Origin of the sequence: Paeniglutamicibacter kerguelensis, from assembly GCF_017876535.1 — a bacterium.
Lineage (GTDB): Bacteria > Actinomycetota > Actinomycetes > Actinomycetales > Micrococcaceae > Paeniglutamicibacter > Paeniglutamicibacter kerguelensis.
On record NZ_JAGIOF010000001.1, the window covers coordinates 1,415,003 to 1,429,418 of the forward strand.

Consider the following 14,416-nt stretch of genomic DNA (forward strand, 5'->3'; position numbering starts at 1 on the left):
ACAAGCGCGGATGGGTAGGTGCAGGTTCCGGTGCCCGTTGCGGGGCTGGCCGGAAACCTGCGGGCAGAAACCGGCGGACGAAAACCGGGGGGAGGGAAGGCGGGGCCTAGTGCCCGAACGGGTCCTCGTCGGTGCCCGGCAGCCAGGTCAGCCCCGGAACGCCCCATTCGAGGGACTTCTTGGCCTTCTTCCAGCGCTTGGCCCACTTGTCGTTGAGCTTGTCCACGTACAGGTAACCGTCCAGGTGGTCGTACTCGTGTTGCATGATGCGCGCGAACCAGCCGGTGGCGTCGAAGGAGACCGGGTTGCCGTCGCCGTCGAAGCCCTCCACGCGGGCGAACTCGGCGCGCTTGAGCGGGAAGTTCAGCGCGGGGGCCGAGAGGCAGCCCTCGACGTCGTCATCCGGGTCCGGGTTGGCCTGGGAAACCTTCGAGAGCGTGAGGCGCGGATTGACCACGACGCCGCGGGTCGGCGCGTTGTCCTCGTGCTCGTACTCGTAGGTGAAGATGCGCAGTCCGACGCCCACCTGCGGGGCGGCAAGGCCCACGGCGTTGGCCGCGTCCATGGTCTCGAACATGTCGGCGATCAGTTCGCGCAGCTCGTCGTTGAACTCCGTGACTTCCTTGGCACGGGTGTGCAGCACGGGTTCGCCGTAGATGGTGACTGGACGGATGCTCAAGACTTGCTCCTTGTGATGATGTGCCGGCCGGCGTGTGATGCGGCCGAAGGTGGTGATTTTCTGTCCCGCGAGGTGCAGGGCCGGCTAGGACCCCGTGCCCAGGGAACGGCCGATGCTTTCGCGCATGATCTCGCTGGTGCCGCCGAAGATCGTCAGCAGGCGGGCGGCGAGGAACGACTGGGCGATCGGGTACTCGAGGATGTAGCCGTAGCCGCCGTGGATCTGCAGGGCGCGGTCGCTGACCGACTTTGCACGCTCGGATGCCCACAATTTCACCTGCGCGGCCTCGATCTCATCGAGTTCCCCGTCGTTGAACGCGAGGACCGCGCGGTCGACGTATCCCTCGGTGACCTCGACCTCGGTCAACAGGTCGGCCAGCACAAACCGGGTGTTCTGGAACTGCAGCAGGCTGTCCCCGAACGCGTGGCGGTCCGTGGCGTACTGCAGGGCCTGGTTGTAGGAGGCGCGGGCCACGGCGGAAGCGGCAACGGCGATGGCCAGGCGCGCCTGGGGCAGCTGTTCCTTCACGTAGCGCAGGCCGGCACCGAGTTCGCCGATCAGGTCGGCACCCGGCACCCGAACCTCGTCGAAGAAGAGCTCGGCGGTGTCCGAGGCCTTCACACCCATCTTGTCCAGCTGGTTGCCCGGGGTGTAGCCCTCGGCCTTGCCCACCATGAACAGGGAATAGGAGTCGGCGTTGCCGCGGCCGGTGCCGCCGTCGGTGCGGGCCAGCACCACCGAGGCGTCGCCGGTGACACCGTTGCCGATGAACGTCTTCTGGCCGGTGACCAGCCAGTCATCGCCGTCGCGGACCGCCTTGGTGCGCACGCCGCGCAGGTCGGATCCGCAGCCGGGTTCGGTCAGGGCACAGGAAGTGACGATGGAGCCGTCGGCCATGCCGGGCAGCCACTTGGTCTTCAGCTCGTCCGAGCCGTAGTTCAGAAGGTAGGGGAGCACCAGGTCGTCGTGCAGGTGGAAGGCCAGGGCGACACCCAGGTGGCCGGCGGCAACGAATTCCTCGTCCATCACCGTGCGGAAGCGGTAGTCGTCGATGCCCATGCCGCCGAATTCCTCGGGGATGGCCAGGCCCAGCAGGCCCGCCTCGCCGGCGGCGCTCCACATGCTGCGCGGCATCTGGTGTGCGGCGTCCCATTTTGCGTAGTGCGGGGAGAGCTCACGGACGTTGAACTCGGTGGCAAGTTCGCGGAAATGCTCGTGGTCTTCTTCGAAGAGTGTGCGTTTCATCTGTGACTACCCTCTCTGCCGTGGGCCGGGGGTCGGATTCCCGTCCACATTCAATTGTCCGTATGGTCCCGCCCGCATGCGCGGTGCAATTCATGTAGTGCCCGGGTATGGGAAAAGCCGCTCCGGATAAATCCGGAGCGGCTTCATTGGGGTGAGTAACGGGGATTGAACCCGCGACCTTCTGGACCACAACCAGACGCTCTGCCAACTGAGCTATACCCACCAAGTTCGCCGTGAGGCTAGTTGCTTCGGCCTTCCGAACTTTCATCCGAACCGCTTGGCAACGAGAACTATCTTACACACACTTTGGGGTGCAGTGCCAACTCGGAATGCCCCCTTTTGCATGTGTTCTGCGACACATGCCCTAGTCGGCGGGTTTTTCGGCCACGATGCGTGCGGCGATTGCCTTTGCCTCCGCCGAATCCGGGCCCGGCGCAGGAACCATGACGGCGGCCCGGTAGTACTTCAATTCGTCGATGGAATCCTTGATGTCGCCCAGGGCGCGGTGGTTGCCGGTCTTGGCGGGTGCCTGGAAGAAGGCTCGCGGGTACCAGCGGCGGGCGAGCTCCTTGATGGTGGAGACATCAAGGATGCGGTAGTGCAGGTGGTCGATGACCTGGGGCATGTCGCGCACCAGGAAGGTCTTGTCCGTTCCGACCGAGTTGCCGGCCAGCAGGGCCTTGTTGGCTTCGGGGGCGTAGGAGCGGATGTAGTCCATGACGATCTTCGTCGCTTCTTCCATGGACAGGCCGGCGTCGAGCTCTTCGATCAGCCCGCTTGCCACGTGCATGTTGCGCACGAAGTCGTTCATCTGGTCCATGGCCTCGGCCGACGGCTTGATCACCACGCTGACACCCTCACCGAGGACGTTTAGTTCCGCATCGGTCACCAGGACCGCAACTTCGATCAAGGCGTCGTGTTCCAGGCTCAGGCCCGTCATCTCGCAGTCGATCCATACAATTTTTTCAGCTGAAATAGGCACAGGCCCCAATTTACCTGATGGGTGCGGCATTCCCCCGTTGCGGATCTGGGGCGGAGTTCTTAGGTGCGGGTGAAAGCCATGACAGTTACTGACCGTCTACTTGCTGGCTGGTGCCGGTCCCTGGCTGCGCCCCGCAGAAGGGCCAATCCGTGGTGACCGGGTTGATGCCCACGGCGCACCCGGCGCGAGCGCCCGGATCTCGCGCCCGAACCCAAGCAACGTTAAGGTCTACCTGGATTCCTTGTCATGCGGCACTCAACCAGCATCCACAAGTCCGACCATGTCGTCGGCCGTAGGGTGACCAGCCAGGCCCGACGACTCCGCCGGGAGATGGGAAGAGCGGCTCCCGGGAAACAAACTTCCGGAAGCCGCTCGACTCTGTTCATTGCCGACCCGTCCTGCATGGAAGGGTCAGGAGCGGGTTGAGCTCGATGAGCCCGATACGCCCAAGAACCAGATCAGGGAGAACACCGCCAGACAGGTTCCCGCCAGCGCGATCGCCGCGTTGGTGGCCATTCCCAGTGCTGGGGCGGAGAAGCCGAGCAGCACCGCCAGGAATGCGCCCCAACCCAGCATGCCGTGGTTGCGCGTGGGTGTGGAAGCTGGAGCCTTGGCTCGTCGGCCCATGAAGGGAATCCCCGTTTCTGCTGTGTGTTTGGTGTTTGGTGGTCCCGGCGGCGCCTGCACGCCGGGATCGACCGGAGTCCGGGCACGGCGTCCCGAGACAATGTCCGCGATTGTGTCCGTGTCCGTGGGCGGTGGGCCCGTTTGGTCGAATCCAAGCCTATGCGCAGTGGCCGGCGGAAGCCCGCCAGCCACGCCAAGTCCATGTGAGCTGCGGCGCAACCGCAGGCCGCATCCGGGGAATTGGGAGTTTCCGGTGCTAGGATCGGACTTGATTTTTCGCAGGATTGGGCGATCTTTCGCGCCCCGGCGCCGGTTGCGCCGGCGAGCAAATGGCGCACCAAGGCGGATGTAAGGAGAAGGGGCCAGATGGAGTCGAAACACCCCGCGGATTCCGACGGCGGCCTTCCCGTGCAACCCGCGGGCAAGCGGGGGGGCGCGGCCGGGTCCGCGGTCAAGACGCCCCCGGGAACCCCGCGCGGGATCCACCTTTCCCCGCTGATCCAGGGCGTGGTCGGCTCCGTCATGATCATGCTCGGGTCCCTGGGCGTGGGCTGGCTGGCCAGCGTCTCCCCGATGAACCGCAACCCGTTGCTGATCGCGATCCGCACCGAAGAGTCCGGGGTGATCGCCAGCACCGTGGTGATGACCCTGGGCTGCTGGGTGCTGTTCCGCGCCTGGCTGCGCATGGGGCAACAGCTGGCCGGCTGGCCGGAGGGCTCGCTGGCCACCGTGAGGAAGGCCGTCTGGGCGTGGAGCGTCCCGATGCTCTTTGCGCTGCCGATCTTCAGCCGCGACGTCTTTGCGTACATCGGCCAGGGGCGGCTGGTCGCCGCCGGGCAGGACCCGTATGTCGACGGCATCTCCACGCTCAACAACTGGTTCCAGCTGGGCGCCGACATCACCTGGGCCGAGTCCGAGACCCCGTACGGCCCGCTTTACCTGAACGTCGAGTACTGGGTGAACCGCCTGGTGGGAACCAGCCCGGACCTGTCGGTGTTCCTCTTCAGGCTGGTGGCGTTCGCCGGTGTGATCCTGTGCCTCGTCTACGTGCCGAAACTCGCGGCCCTGCACAAGGTCTCCGGGGCCAAGGCCGCCTGGATCTCGGTGGCAAACCCGCTGTTCCTGATCAGCTTCGTGGCCTCCGCGCACAACGACGCGTTCATGGTGGGCCTGGCGCTGGCCGGCACCTACTACGCGGCTACGCGACGCGGCGTGCTGGGCGTCGTGCTGATTGCAGGTTCAATCGGCATCAAGCCGATCACGTTGGTGCTGCTGCCGTTCATCGGGCTGCTCTGGGCCGGGCCGGGCGCCAGCTGGGCCCGGATCGTGCGCTACTGGTTCTACACCGCCGGGCTGGTGCTGGGCATCATGGCGCTGATCGGCTGGGCCAACGGCTACGGCTTCGGGTGGCTTTCGGTCATGCTGGGCACCGGCACCGGTGCCGTGATGTTCGCCCCGCTGGGTGCGCTGAACGCGCTGCTGTCCGGGGCGCTGTCCACGATCGGCCTGCCCGTGGACTGGATCCTGCCGCTGCTCAAGCTCATCGGCCGGCTGGCCTCCGTGGGACTGGTGTTCCTGCTGATCTTCAAGGGCAAGTCGACCCACCTGATCCAGCGCATGGCGCTGGCCTTCTCCGCGCTGGTGATCCTCTCGCCGATCATCCAGCCCTGGTACATCCTGTGGCTGCTGCCGTTCTTCGCCGTCACCGGCATCCGCGACGACTGGCAGATGCTCTGGGTCTACTTCACCACCGCGTTCTTCATTGCCTTCGGCGCCGCCGACCAGATCTTCATTTGGCAGTTCCTCGGGGACCTCGACCCGTGGGTCAAGCACCTCTCGACCGGCATTTCCTGGGCCGCGATGTTCTACCTGGGGTTCCTTGACCCGCGCACGCGGGTGCTGTTCCGGGGGCTGGTTCCGGTGCGGTTCGGCGGACGCCACCCCGGCAAGGCGCTGGCCGCCCAGGGGTCCGTGGCGACCGGTCCGGCCGCGTTGAATGATCCGGCCGTGTTGAATGATCCGGCCGCGGCCGGTGCGGAAGCGCGTCCCGAACCGGGCCGGGAGCCGGGCCACGCGGTCACGGGGGCGGGCTCCATCGCAACGAACGCCACCGCAACGAACTCCGCGGGGGAGCGCCCCGCCGGAAACAACGCCGCGGGGAATGCCGGGGATCACGAGGTGCCCCGATCGTAGGTCCCGTCGATCCGCCACGTGTTCAGGCGCAACCCGTCAAAGCGGCGCCGCAAGGCACCGCCCGGCGGTTTGTGGCCACCACCCGGGCTTTGGAATCCGTGCGCGAACGCAGCGCGCGGATTCCCTTGCTGCGCCACCTCACCGGCGGCGGGGAAAACAGCCCGAACATCGCGATCGGGCAGGGACTGCTTGCCTCGCTGATGGTGATGGTCGGGTCCTGGGGCGTGGGCTGGATCCCGAGTTCCCAGGAATCGATCCTGTCCCGCTCCAGGTTCCTGCTGCCGCTGCGCGTGGAAACGCTCGGCGTGGTCATCTGCACGCTGCTGCTCGCGCTGGGCTCCATGCTGCTCTTTCGCGCCTGGCTGCGGCTGCGCCAGCGGACCCGGGCCGCCGACGCCCAACCCCTGCGCGTGCTGCGCCGGGCCATCTGGACCTGGTCGGCCCCGCTCTTCCTTTCCTTCCCGATCCTCTCGCAGGACGTGTACTCCTACCTGGGGCAGGGCCGGCTCATGCACGCGGGCCGCTCCCCGTACCAGGACTGGGTGTCACAGCTTCCCGGCTGGTTCGCCCAGGGGGCCGATTCGCTCTGGGCCGAGTCTTCGTCCCCGTACGGCCCGCTCTTCCTGATGTACGCGCGGTTCACCTACTTCGTCTCCGGCGGGGTGCCCGAATACGGCGTCGCCATGATGCGCCTGGTGGCCGTCGCCGGCGTCGCCCTGTGCCTGTACGCGATTCCGCGGCTGGCCGAACACACCGGCGGCGACGGCGCCTGGGCGCTGTGGATTTCCGTGGCCAACCCGCTGTTCCTGCTGAACATGGTCGGCGGCGTGCACAACGACGGGCTGATGGCCGGCGGGGTGCTGCTCGGCTTCCTGCTGGTCTTCCGCAAGAAGCACGTGCTCGGGGTGCTTGTCGCCGCGCTGGCCGTGGCCATCAAGCCGATCGTGGTGCTGGTGCTTCCGTTCCTGGGCCTGGCGATGGTGCCGCGCGACGCGGGACTGGGCGCGAAGATCCGTGCCTGGCTGCTCACCGGCGCGATCGCCGGTGCGGTGATGGCGCTGCTGGGCTGGGCCTCGGGATTGTGGTTCGGCTGGATTGCGGCGATGGCAAATGCGGGCGGCGCCGCGTTCCCCTATGCGCCCGTCGGGCTGCTGGGCATGCTCATCGGGTGGATCGGCTCGCTGTTCGGCGGGGACCTGCAGGCGATTGCCGGGGTGGTCTTCACGATCTTCATGCTGCTCTCGCTGGTGCTGGTGTTCTTCCTGGCCATCAGGAATCCGGCCGGCGAGCCGCTGCTCTACGCCGGCTACGCGCTCGGTGCCGCGGTGGTGCTGGCCCCGATCATCCAGCCCTGGTACCTGCTCTGGCTGATCCCGTTCTTCTCCCTCGGCCGCCGGTACCCGGTGAAATGGGAGCGCACACTGTACGTGCTGTGCCTGGTGCTGGTGCTTGCGGGCGTGGTCGACCAGCTGTCGGTGGGGCAGTGGATCTCGCTGACGTGGGTCCGCATCCTTGCCGCGATCGCCGGCCTGGCCTACATGGGCTACCTGGTCTTCATCGACCCGAAGACAGCCAGCATGTTCGGCGCGGACCCGCGCCGGCCCCGCGGTGCGCCGACCGTGCACCCCAAGAGTTCCAAACGACTTAAAACCAAACGACCAAAACCCAGAAGAAACGAGGCAACCGGATCGTGATGCAACCGGTCAAAGACCTGTTCCGTGCCCGGGAGGCCACCCGTCCGGTGATCATCGGGCTGCTGCTGCTCACCGCGGTGGGCGCCGCCATTGCCGTGCTGACCAAGCAGTGGTGCCGGGTCAACGGCTGGCCCGATGCCGAACAGCACCTTCACATGTGCTACTCGGACTTCACCCAGCTCTTCGGCACGCGCGGCATGGCTGACAAGCTCTTCCCGTACTTCACCGGGCTGCCGGCCGAACAGGCGCTCGAGTACCCGGTGCTGCTGGCGATCATCGCCGGCCTGACGGCCATGGCCATCCCCGGCATCGGGTTTTCGCCGGAGCGCCAGCTCGCGTACTTCGACCTGAACTCCGCGCTGTCCTTCGTCTGCTGGGCCGTGATCGTGGTGGCCGTGGCGTACGCCGCCAGGCACCGCAGCCGCGACGCCATCATGGTGGCGCTGGCCCCGGGCATTATCCTGACCAGCCAGCTGAACTGGGACTTGTGGGCGGTGATGCTCGCGATGCTGGGCCTGCTGGCCTTCTCCCGCAAGCACATCGTGCTGGCCGGCGTACTGCTGGGACTGGGCGCCGCGGCCAAGTTGTACCCGTTCTTCCTCTTCGGGGCGATCCTGGTGCTGTGCCTGCGTACCGGGCGCATGCGGCACTTCTGGGTGTCGCTGGGCTCCGGCGTTGCCGCCTGGCTGGCCATCAACGTGCCGTTCATGCTCACCGCGTTCGACGAATGGAGCAGGTTCTACACCTTCTCCGGCGACCGCCCGGCGGGCAACTCCTCCATGTGGCTGGCCTTCGTATGGACCGGCATGGACGGATCGACCATGTCCTACCTGTCCAACGGGCTCTTCGGCATCGCCTGCCTGGGCATCGCGTACCTGGGGCTCACGGCCAAGCGCCGCCCGCGCATGGCGCAGCTGGCGTTCCTGATCGTCGCCGCGTTCCTGCTGCTGGGCAAGGTCTACTCGCCGCAGTTTGTCATGTGGCTGATCCCGCTCTACGTGCTGGCGCGGCCCAAGTGGCGCGAGTTCCTGCTCTGGCAGGGAATCGAGGTGTTCCACTGGGTGTTCGTCTGGCTCTGGAGCGCCAAGTGGGTCTCCGGGCTGAAGTACTTCGGTGACAGCTGGGCGATCGAGATCCTCTACGGGATCGGCATCGTCGCGCACATGGCCATGCTCACCTACATCTGTGTGAAGATCATCGGGGACATCAGGCATCCGGAGCGCGACGTGGTGCGCGCCGAGGGTGACGACGACCCGCTGGCCGGCCCCCTGGAGGGCCTCGAGGACAAATTCGTGCTGGGGCGCAAGGCCACAAGTCAGGCCTGATCCGCGGAGCGCATGATTGGCGACCGGGCCGCAAGACGGCTGGTCGATAGGCGGGGAAGGGCGGCTTCCGGAACTTTCCGGAAGCCGCTTTTTCATGCCGACCGACGCCCGTGGCACGGCGGCCATTGCCCATGCCAAGCCCGCGCTCATCCGTGCTCGGTGTCGCCGAGCAATTCGAGCACGATCAGTTCCATCTCGGCCGTGGAAGCGTCCTCCGACCGGTTTGACGTGTCCACGATGGAGCATCCCATGCGTTGGGCAATCGTCCTGTACCGATCGATGTAGTGGCGGTGAAGTGCGACCGATTCCCCGGGCTCGTCGCGCAGCGCCAAGCGTCCGAGCGTGGTGGGCAGATCAGCCCAGCACAGGATGGTGGGTATCCACAGGGTCCACCTATCGCGGAAATCCTCGTCGTCCACCAGCGACGCGACGGTCATCCACGACCTGTCCAGAATCAGGGGCCGCCCCTCGCCGGCGGGCTGCACGGCCCGGGCCAGGGCGTCGGCGCCGATCCTCAGCACCGCCGCGGTGTCACCGGACGCGGCGGCACGCGACAGCGCCAACCCCCGCTCGCCGCCAAAGGGCCGCCGGTATGAAAAGCCCAGCCGGGTCGCGACGTTCTTGGCGATCGTCGTTTTTCCGGTGCCGTCGTGCCCGTCGATGCCAACTACGGCCGGCGTCGGTGACCTCGACGGCATCGATGCCGTGTTCATTTCCACGGATGCAGGGCAACCGTCTGCCGCTCGTCGTCCAATTCAAAATAGAAGTGCCGCTCTTTGCCCCCTTCGAGTACACGCAGGGCCTCTCCGCGGACCTCCATCTGCCCCCTGGGCGATACCCGGAATCCGCCATCCGCGGTCGCCGGTGCGAGCAGCACGGTGTTTCCCTTGACGCTCACCGTGACCCGGGCACCGGCCTTGGGCTTCATGCCAAGGGTCTTGCGTGCGGAAACCGGCAGGGTGATGACGCCGCCGGGGGATACCTTGGCGCGGGTGTTCTTGACGGTCAGCGTGCTCATGGTGAATTCTCCCTGGGGGTTTGAAGGGGTGGGGACGGGTGTGGATCAAACAGCGTGGAATACAGCCGGGCGTAGCGTTCGAGAACCTGCTCCGGGCTGCCGCCGCTGCGCCATTGGTCCTTGTCGAGTGCCTCCGCGTCGTCGGAGGCATGCGTCCTCACGCGCATGCAGTCCGGACTGATTTCCCCGTAGATGGTTCCGCCGCTCTGGTCGATGAAGAAGCAGATGTCGATGAGCCTCAGGCCTCCGGTGGTGAAGAAGTTCTCCAGCCAGCCGAACGTCTCGCACGCAAGGAACTTGGCCCGCTGCACGTCGCCGATCCACAACGCGGCGTAGTCGTCGGGCAGGGGTTCGTCCGCCAGCCGGTTTCCCTCGTGGTCGGTGAGCGGATGCCGCCAGTCGAAACAGACGATGGGGTTCGCGAACCTGTCCCAGCGCTGCAACGGCTGCCCGGCCACCGTGGAGTGCTCCTCGGTGAAAAGGTAGCGGTGGATGGGGGAACCGATATGGTAGCGCTTGACCCTGGTTTCCAGGTTGCACACCTCGACGCGGCGTTCGGCCAGCAGCGGCCCGGCCGGGGACTCCACCAGGGCCAGGAAAGCCGACGAAAGCCGGTACGGGCCCGGTGAGAGTGCCATCTTGCGGAAGATTTCCGCAGAGAACCTGGCCCGGATGTCTTCCGTCCCCTTGACCTCCCCGTACCTGTTGTAGGTGAACGAGTACAGGGTGGGGAGCAGCCTGGCCAGGGCGATCTTCGGCGTCAGCAGGCGGATCTCCTTGCTGTCGCCAAGGACCAGCAACGGCAGCTTCTTGAAATCGAATTTGATCTGGCGCAGGACCTGTTCCACGAAGGAATGCCGGTGGTGATCGAGGTCCACTCCGATCTCTTCCCCGCCCGGACCCTTCAAGATGACGTGTTTTGTGGTGGAAGAAACCAGCTGCACCTCGAGTTCAAGGTCGAGGCACTGGTCGAGAATCAGGCTGGCGGCCGCGCCGGCCCGGAGTGCTGACGTAATCATATTTAACCTCCTGCTTTTAGACGCCTTGGTTGGGTGCCCGTTGGGGGCGAACCACCTTGAATTGCTCGTTGAGCGCGCGCAGCACGGCACCTGTGGCGACCGCGGATTCGGCAAGGGCCCGACCGGGGTCGCCGTCAGAGGCCAGCTGTTGCATTTGGGCGGTCCGGAATCCGCAGATGGACTCGATCCATTGGTGGACTTCTTCCTTTGTGAGGCGTTGGTTCATGGCCCCGAACGTCCCCTTGGCGATGTTGGCCGGGATCTTGGTGAAGTACCCGTAGAGGTTGTGGCGATCGTCGCCCGGCCGTGGTCGGTCCGCCAACGCCGCCCCGATCATGCCCAGTTGCTGCCGCTGCCGCACGATGCCGAAGCTCAGGTTCCGCATCAGTAGATCGGTCGTGGACTTGGCCGGAACGCGTGTTTCACCGTAGATGCATAGCCCGTAGTCGGCCAGGTTGTCTCCCGAAAGGCACTGCATGCGCCACAGTTCGTCGGATGAGTAGACGCCGACGTTGAGCTCCTTGCCGGCGAACCGCGGCGACGTCGCATAGAGCTTCCGCAGAACGACCTCAGGGTCTTTGACCACCAGCACCAGGTCGTAGTCGGCAAATTCCCTGCTGTTGACGCTGGAGCCGTAGACGATGACGCACTCGAGCTGGGACCCGATGCTGTGCCGCAGCTCGTCGATGAAGCCGAAGCGGGGACCAAGGACCGGGGGGACTTCCTGCCGGGCGAGGCTGACCTCCGTTACGAATTCCGGACCGCGGAGGTGGGCAACGACCTCTTCGAAGCGGCGCCGGATGGCCAGCAGGCGCTCCAGGTCGGAGGTGCCGGAGTCGCGGGCCATGGCGGTAACGTCGTCCATCAGCAGCTGGCCCTGCAATCCCGGAACCAGGCCCGTCGAGGCGAACTTTCCGGCCTGCCAGAGCCTGTCGTACTTGCTGGCCAACGTGCCGCTGCTGAAACGGGATTGGACGATGGCAGCGGAGAGCGTGACGGATGCCAGGAAGACCACCGACTCAAACCACAACCGTTGGAGGGAGGAGTCGGTGCCATTGGCCTCCACCGGTTGCAGGGGGCGAACGGTTGTTGCACCGGTGCCTGCGGCGGCCCGGTAAAAGCGCGGATGGTACACCGAGGACCATTCCATGGTGATGGGCGAGATCACCCGCGGGTTTTCCAGGTGCTGTTCCGTTGCCCAGCGGTGGATGCCCAGGAGCTCCGCACCGGAAACCTCGCGGTCGAGGTGGACATAAGAAAGGTGGAATGGAGTTCCCCGCCAAGAGGGAGGTCGCTCAACAACGACCACTTCGCGGACCGTATCTGGCGCCGTATCCGCAACGCGCGCCGACATCCCAGACCCCCTGTTCCGCCGAGTGGCCCGCCGCGGCGAGGCGCCGCAGGGCAGCTCAGTACCCCCAAGTTTCCGCCTGCCGGGCGTTCACTGTCAACGAATGGGGTTGCCGCTTCTGAGCCGGGCGGTCCGGAACGCTTGGCAAACCAACGGCTCTAATCCGGACCTCCATGGACCACAAATCCGGGCAATCGGGCCGATTTCGCCGGCGTGCCACCCGCGTGGCCGGATGTTGCGTCGTGAACTGGCAGGATGGGACCCATGAAAAAATTGAGTGCCGTCCTGCCAGCGCGTTCCCGAACCCACACGGTCGCGTTGGGTGTCGGTGCAGCCACGTGGTTGGCCGGATTCGTTTCGGTATATTTGGTTGCCCCGGTGGGTACAGGTCTGAATGTGTGGCAGTCCTACGCGGCATTCCAGGCCGGATCCAATGCGGGCAACGCGCTGGCGCTTGCCATCTACGCCGTGTGGGGCGCCGGCGTGCTCTTTGTGGTTCGTGGGTCGCGGCTCAGCGCCGTGACCTCCGTCCTTGGCGCGCACGGACTCATCGGAATCGGTGTCTTTTACCCGGCCGCGGTCATGGGCTTCGGGATCGCGCACGTTGTCGGCTATGAAGACGATGTGCCGTCGCACGGCGGCATGGCCATGGGCCTGGTGGTCAGTGGCGGCATCGCGTTGGTGCTCCTGTTCGGCATGCTCGCGGGTCGTCGTGCCGCCAATCTCATGGAGCGTGCCGGCATTTCGGGGCCGATGAACATCCCATAGTGAAATGCCGCGGTGGATGGCCGGGGCGGGCGCACAGCGTTGCGGTGGAGCGGGGCCTTCCCCTCATGGGCTACCACTCACCAATAGGTTTTCGGTCGATGGCAAGCGTCTGGCCCGGAACAAGGGCCGAATCACAGGCCGCCGGCACGCCTCGGATCTTGCACCGCTCGAGGCGGCTGCCGGGTTTGGGTGCGCCGGGAGGTGCTTCGTGCGTAGTTCCCGGCGCGTCCGCTGGAGAGGGCCAGCAGGATCAGCACGTCGCAGGCCAGCCCGACTAGGCCAGCCTCCAGGGTGATCCTCGTGACGCCAGTGGAGACATCGATCGCCTGGATGACGATCGACACGGCGCTGAGCCACATGGCAGCGACGCGCGCCCAGTTCCTGCCGGCAAGGATGCCCCACGCCATGACCAGTTCGCCGACGCCGAACAACAGGACGACGGCGGCAATGACGGCCAGCGCGGCCGTGGTGACTGATGGTTCCGCGGGCGCCCCGTCGATCGTCACGTGGGCGAACTGCGTGGAGGCGCCCAGCAGCTTCGGGACCAGAAGCAGGGCGACCACAGCCCTGGCCACGACCAGGAGGCCGCCGACCACAGTGGGGGCGGAAATCGCCGCGCCGGCGTGCGACGACGGGCCCGGAAGGCCGGATGTGGCGGGGATCCGCCGGACATCGATGATCGGCAGGTCCCCGTCCGTGGAAATCGAGTCCCCGCCTCCGTTGCGCGAGTGGTAACCCGTGGAGAAGTCCTTGATCACGCCGACCGACACCAGGGGTTCGGCCGCGGACACGCTGCGGACGATGTGGTCCCGCTCGACGTCGGTGTTCCGTTCGATCTTGTGCGTGATCTGCAGGGTGAACAGCGAGAATCCCACGCTGCGGTCGTAAGTCCCGGTAGCAAGCCAGGCGACGGTGCGGCCGCCGGGCAGCATCCACCCCTCGGGGCAGCGCCAGAAGCGCACATGGTGCCGCTGGCCGGGGGTGTTGTCCACCTCCTGCTGGTAGGCGAAGTCCTGCTGCCGGCCAAAAAGATACAGCGGGCTGACCGGCGCCCCCGGGTAGCTGCGGCGCAGGATCGTCGACTCCGCGATGCGCCGGCCGCTGGAGAACGTCAGGTCGTCGGCCATGGTCCAGCCCGCGGAGCCCATGGCCGCATGGACTTGGCTTTCGGAGCCCAGCAGGGCGAGGTTCACGGGGTCGCCCAGCAGCCCGTCGCTGGTCCGGGCGCGGCCGATGAAGTAGCCGGGGACGTAGATCGCCGTCAGGATCCGGTGCAGGCGCGGCAACAGCAGGTAGGCGACGAACGCCCAGAAGACCAGGGGAAACCAGAGCTGGCCCCAGCCCAGGTGGAAACTCTCGCCGACCAGGAGGAAGGCGAGCCACACCGTTGCGGTGCCGCCCAGGACAAAGAAGACATGGTCCAGTGCGCTGTCGGTGATGGTCCGCTTTTTCGCCCTTTTGGCCATTGACCACTCCGTTCCGTCGCATCCAACTGGTTAGAGCTTACTTTCCGAG

13 protein-coding genes and 1 tRNA gene are annotated in these 14,416 nt (G+C 66.1%); 4 read left to right on the forward strand and 10 right to left on the reverse strand.

Annotated elements, in window-relative coordinates; all coding sequences use genetic code 11:
• Positions 1-106 precede the first annotated feature (106 nt).
• The 5 genes from def to JOF47_RS06365 all read right to left on the reverse strand — a co-directional run bounded on the left by def (position 107) and on the right by JOF47_RS06365 (position 3,533).
• Positions 107-679 carry a peptide deformylase gene (gene def / locus JOF47_RS06345; RefSeq protein WP_209996696.1) on the reverse strand — a complete coding sequence of 191 codons (573 nt, stop codon included), beginning with the start codon at positions 677-679 and terminating at the stop codon, positions 107-109.
• A gap of 84 nt (positions 680-763) precedes the next feature.
• The gene (locus JOF47_RS06350; protein ID WP_209996697.1) at positions 764-1,924 is read right to left on the reverse strand and encodes an acyl-CoA dehydrogenase family protein; all 1,161 of its coding nucleotides are present in this window, start codon (positions 1,922-1,924) and stop codon (positions 764-766) included.
• A 147-nt stretch (positions 1,925-2,071) separates the two neighbouring features.
• Positions 2,072-2,147: transfer RNA gene (locus JOF47_RS06355), tRNA-His, on the reverse strand.
• A 141-nt stretch (positions 2,148-2,288) separates the two neighbouring features.
• Complete coding sequence (orn, locus tag JOF47_RS06360) at positions 2,289-2,906, reverse strand: oligoribonuclease (protein WP_209996700.1); 618 nt, start codon at positions 2,904-2,906, stop codon at positions 2,289-2,291.
• A gap of 411 nt (positions 2,907-3,317) precedes the next feature.
• Positions 3,318-3,533, reverse strand: a complete 216-nt coding sequence (locus tag JOF47_RS06365) for a hypothetical protein (protein WP_209996702.1) — start codon at positions 3,531-3,533, stop codon at positions 3,318-3,320.
• A 366-nt stretch (positions 3,534-3,899) separates the two neighbouring features.
• Between JOF47_RS06365 and mptB (JOF47_RS06370) the strand changes: the two genes are divergently transcribed.
• The 3 genes from mptB (JOF47_RS06370) (at position 3,900) to JOF47_RS06380 (ending at position 8,745) form a co-directional block, all read left to right on the forward strand.
• Complete coding sequence (gene mptB / locus JOF47_RS06370) at positions 3,900-5,726, forward strand: polyprenol phosphomannose-dependent alpha 1,6 mannosyltransferase MptB (RefSeq protein WP_245356283.1); 1,827 nt, start codon at positions 3,900-3,902, stop codon at positions 5,724-5,726.
• A gap of 98 nt (positions 5,727-5,824) precedes the next feature.
• Positions 5,825-7,420: a polyprenol phosphomannose-dependent alpha 1,6 mannosyltransferase MptB gene (gene mptB, locus JOF47_RS06375; RefSeq protein ID WP_209996704.1), complete on the forward strand. Its 1,596-nt coding sequence runs from the start codon at positions 5,825-5,827 to the stop codon at positions 7,418-7,420.
• Positions 7,420-8,745, forward strand: coding sequence for a glycosyltransferase family 87 protein (locus tag JOF47_RS06380; RefSeq protein ID WP_210001446.1), 1,326 nt, complete (start codon positions 7,420-7,422; stop codon positions 8,743-8,745). The genes mptB (JOF47_RS06375) and JOF47_RS06380 overlap by 1 nt, the downstream gene beginning before the upstream one ends.
• Positions 8,746-8,891: 146 nt before the next feature.
• Here JOF47_RS06380 and JOF47_RS06385 read toward each other — a convergent pair whose 3' ends face one another.
• From JOF47_RS06385 to JOF47_RS06400, 4 genes are read right to left on the reverse strand one after another with little or no spacing between them, the layout of a single operon-like run.
• Positions 8,892-9,443, reverse strand: a complete 552-nt coding sequence (locus JOF47_RS06385) for a DEAD/DEAH box helicase family protein (RefSeq protein WP_209996708.1) — start codon at positions 9,441-9,443, stop codon at positions 8,892-8,894.
• 11 nt (positions 9,444-9,454) lie between these two features.
• Positions 9,455-9,763 (reverse strand): AbrB/MazE/SpoVT family DNA-binding domain-containing protein, encoded by a 309-nt coding sequence (locus JOF47_RS06390; protein ID WP_209996711.1) that lies wholly within the window; start codon positions 9,761-9,763, stop codon positions 9,455-9,457.
• Positions 9,760-10,782, reverse strand: a complete 1,023-nt coding sequence (locus JOF47_RS06395) for a phosphoribosylaminoimidazolesuccinocarboxamide synthase (RefSeq protein WP_209996713.1) — start codon at positions 10,780-10,782, stop codon at positions 9,760-9,762. Before JOF47_RS06395 ends, JOF47_RS06390 begins: the two co-directional genes overlap by 4 nt.
• A gap of 16 nt (positions 10,783-10,798) precedes the next feature.
• On the reverse strand, positions 10,799-12,091 hold the full coding sequence (locus JOF47_RS06400) for a hypothetical protein (RefSeq protein ID WP_209996715.1): 1,293 nt from the start codon (positions 12,089-12,091) through the stop codon (positions 10,799-10,801).
• A gap of 306 nt (positions 12,092-12,397) precedes the next feature.
• Between JOF47_RS06400 and JOF47_RS06405 the strand changes: the two genes are divergently transcribed.
• Positions 12,398-12,901, forward strand: a complete 504-nt coding sequence (locus JOF47_RS06405) for a hypothetical protein (protein WP_209996716.1) — start codon at positions 12,398-12,400, stop codon at positions 12,899-12,901.
• Between the two features lie 131 nt (positions 12,902-13,032).
• Here the strand turns inward: JOF47_RS06405 and JOF47_RS06410 are convergent, their stop codons facing one another.
• Positions 13,033-14,367 (reverse strand): LssY C-terminal domain-containing protein, encoded by a 1,335-nt coding sequence (locus JOF47_RS06410; protein WP_209996717.1) that lies wholly within the window; start codon positions 14,365-14,367, stop codon positions 13,033-13,035.
• Positions 14,368-14,416 lie beyond the last annotated feature (49 nt).

What these genes read in the sequence shown, in the direction of transcription:
- JOF47_RS06350 (WP_209996697.1), bottom strand. Translation starts at nt 1,924, where the DNA reads ATGAAACGCACACTCTTCGAAGAAGACCACGAGCATTTCCGCGAACTT.
- JOF47_RS06365 (WP_209996702.1), bottom strand. Translation starts at nt 3,533, where the DNA reads ATGGGCCGACGAGCCAAGGCTCCAGCTTCCACACCCACGCGCAACCAC.
- mptB (WP_245356283.1), top strand. Translation starts at nt 3,900, where the DNA reads ATGGAGTCGAAACACCCCGCGGATTCCGACGGCGGCCTTCCCGTGCAA.
- JOF47_RS06380 (WP_210001446.1), top strand. Translation starts at nt 7,420, where the DNA reads ATGCAACCGGTCAAAGACCTGTTCCGTGCCCGGGAGGCCACCCGTCCG.
- JOF47_RS06385 (WP_209996708.1), bottom strand. Translation starts at nt 9,443, where the DNA reads ATGCCGTCGAGGTCACCGACGCCGGCCGTAGTTGGCATCGACGGGCAC.
- JOF47_RS06390 (WP_209996711.1), bottom strand. Translation starts at nt 9,763, where the DNA reads ATGAGCACGCTGACCGTCAAGAACACCCGCGCCAAGGTATCCCCCGGC.
- JOF47_RS06395 (WP_209996713.1), bottom strand. Translation starts at nt 10,782, where the DNA reads ATGATTACGTCAGCACTCCGGGCCGGCGCGGCCGCCAGCCTGATTCTC.
- JOF47_RS06405 (WP_209996716.1), top strand. Translation starts at nt 12,398, where the DNA reads ATGAAAAAATTGAGTGCCGTCCTGCCAGCGCGTTCCCGAACCCACACG.
- JOF47_RS06410 (WP_209996717.1), bottom strand. Translation starts at nt 14,367, where the DNA reads ATGGCCAAAAGGGCGAAAAAGCGGACCATCACCGACAGCGCACTGGAC.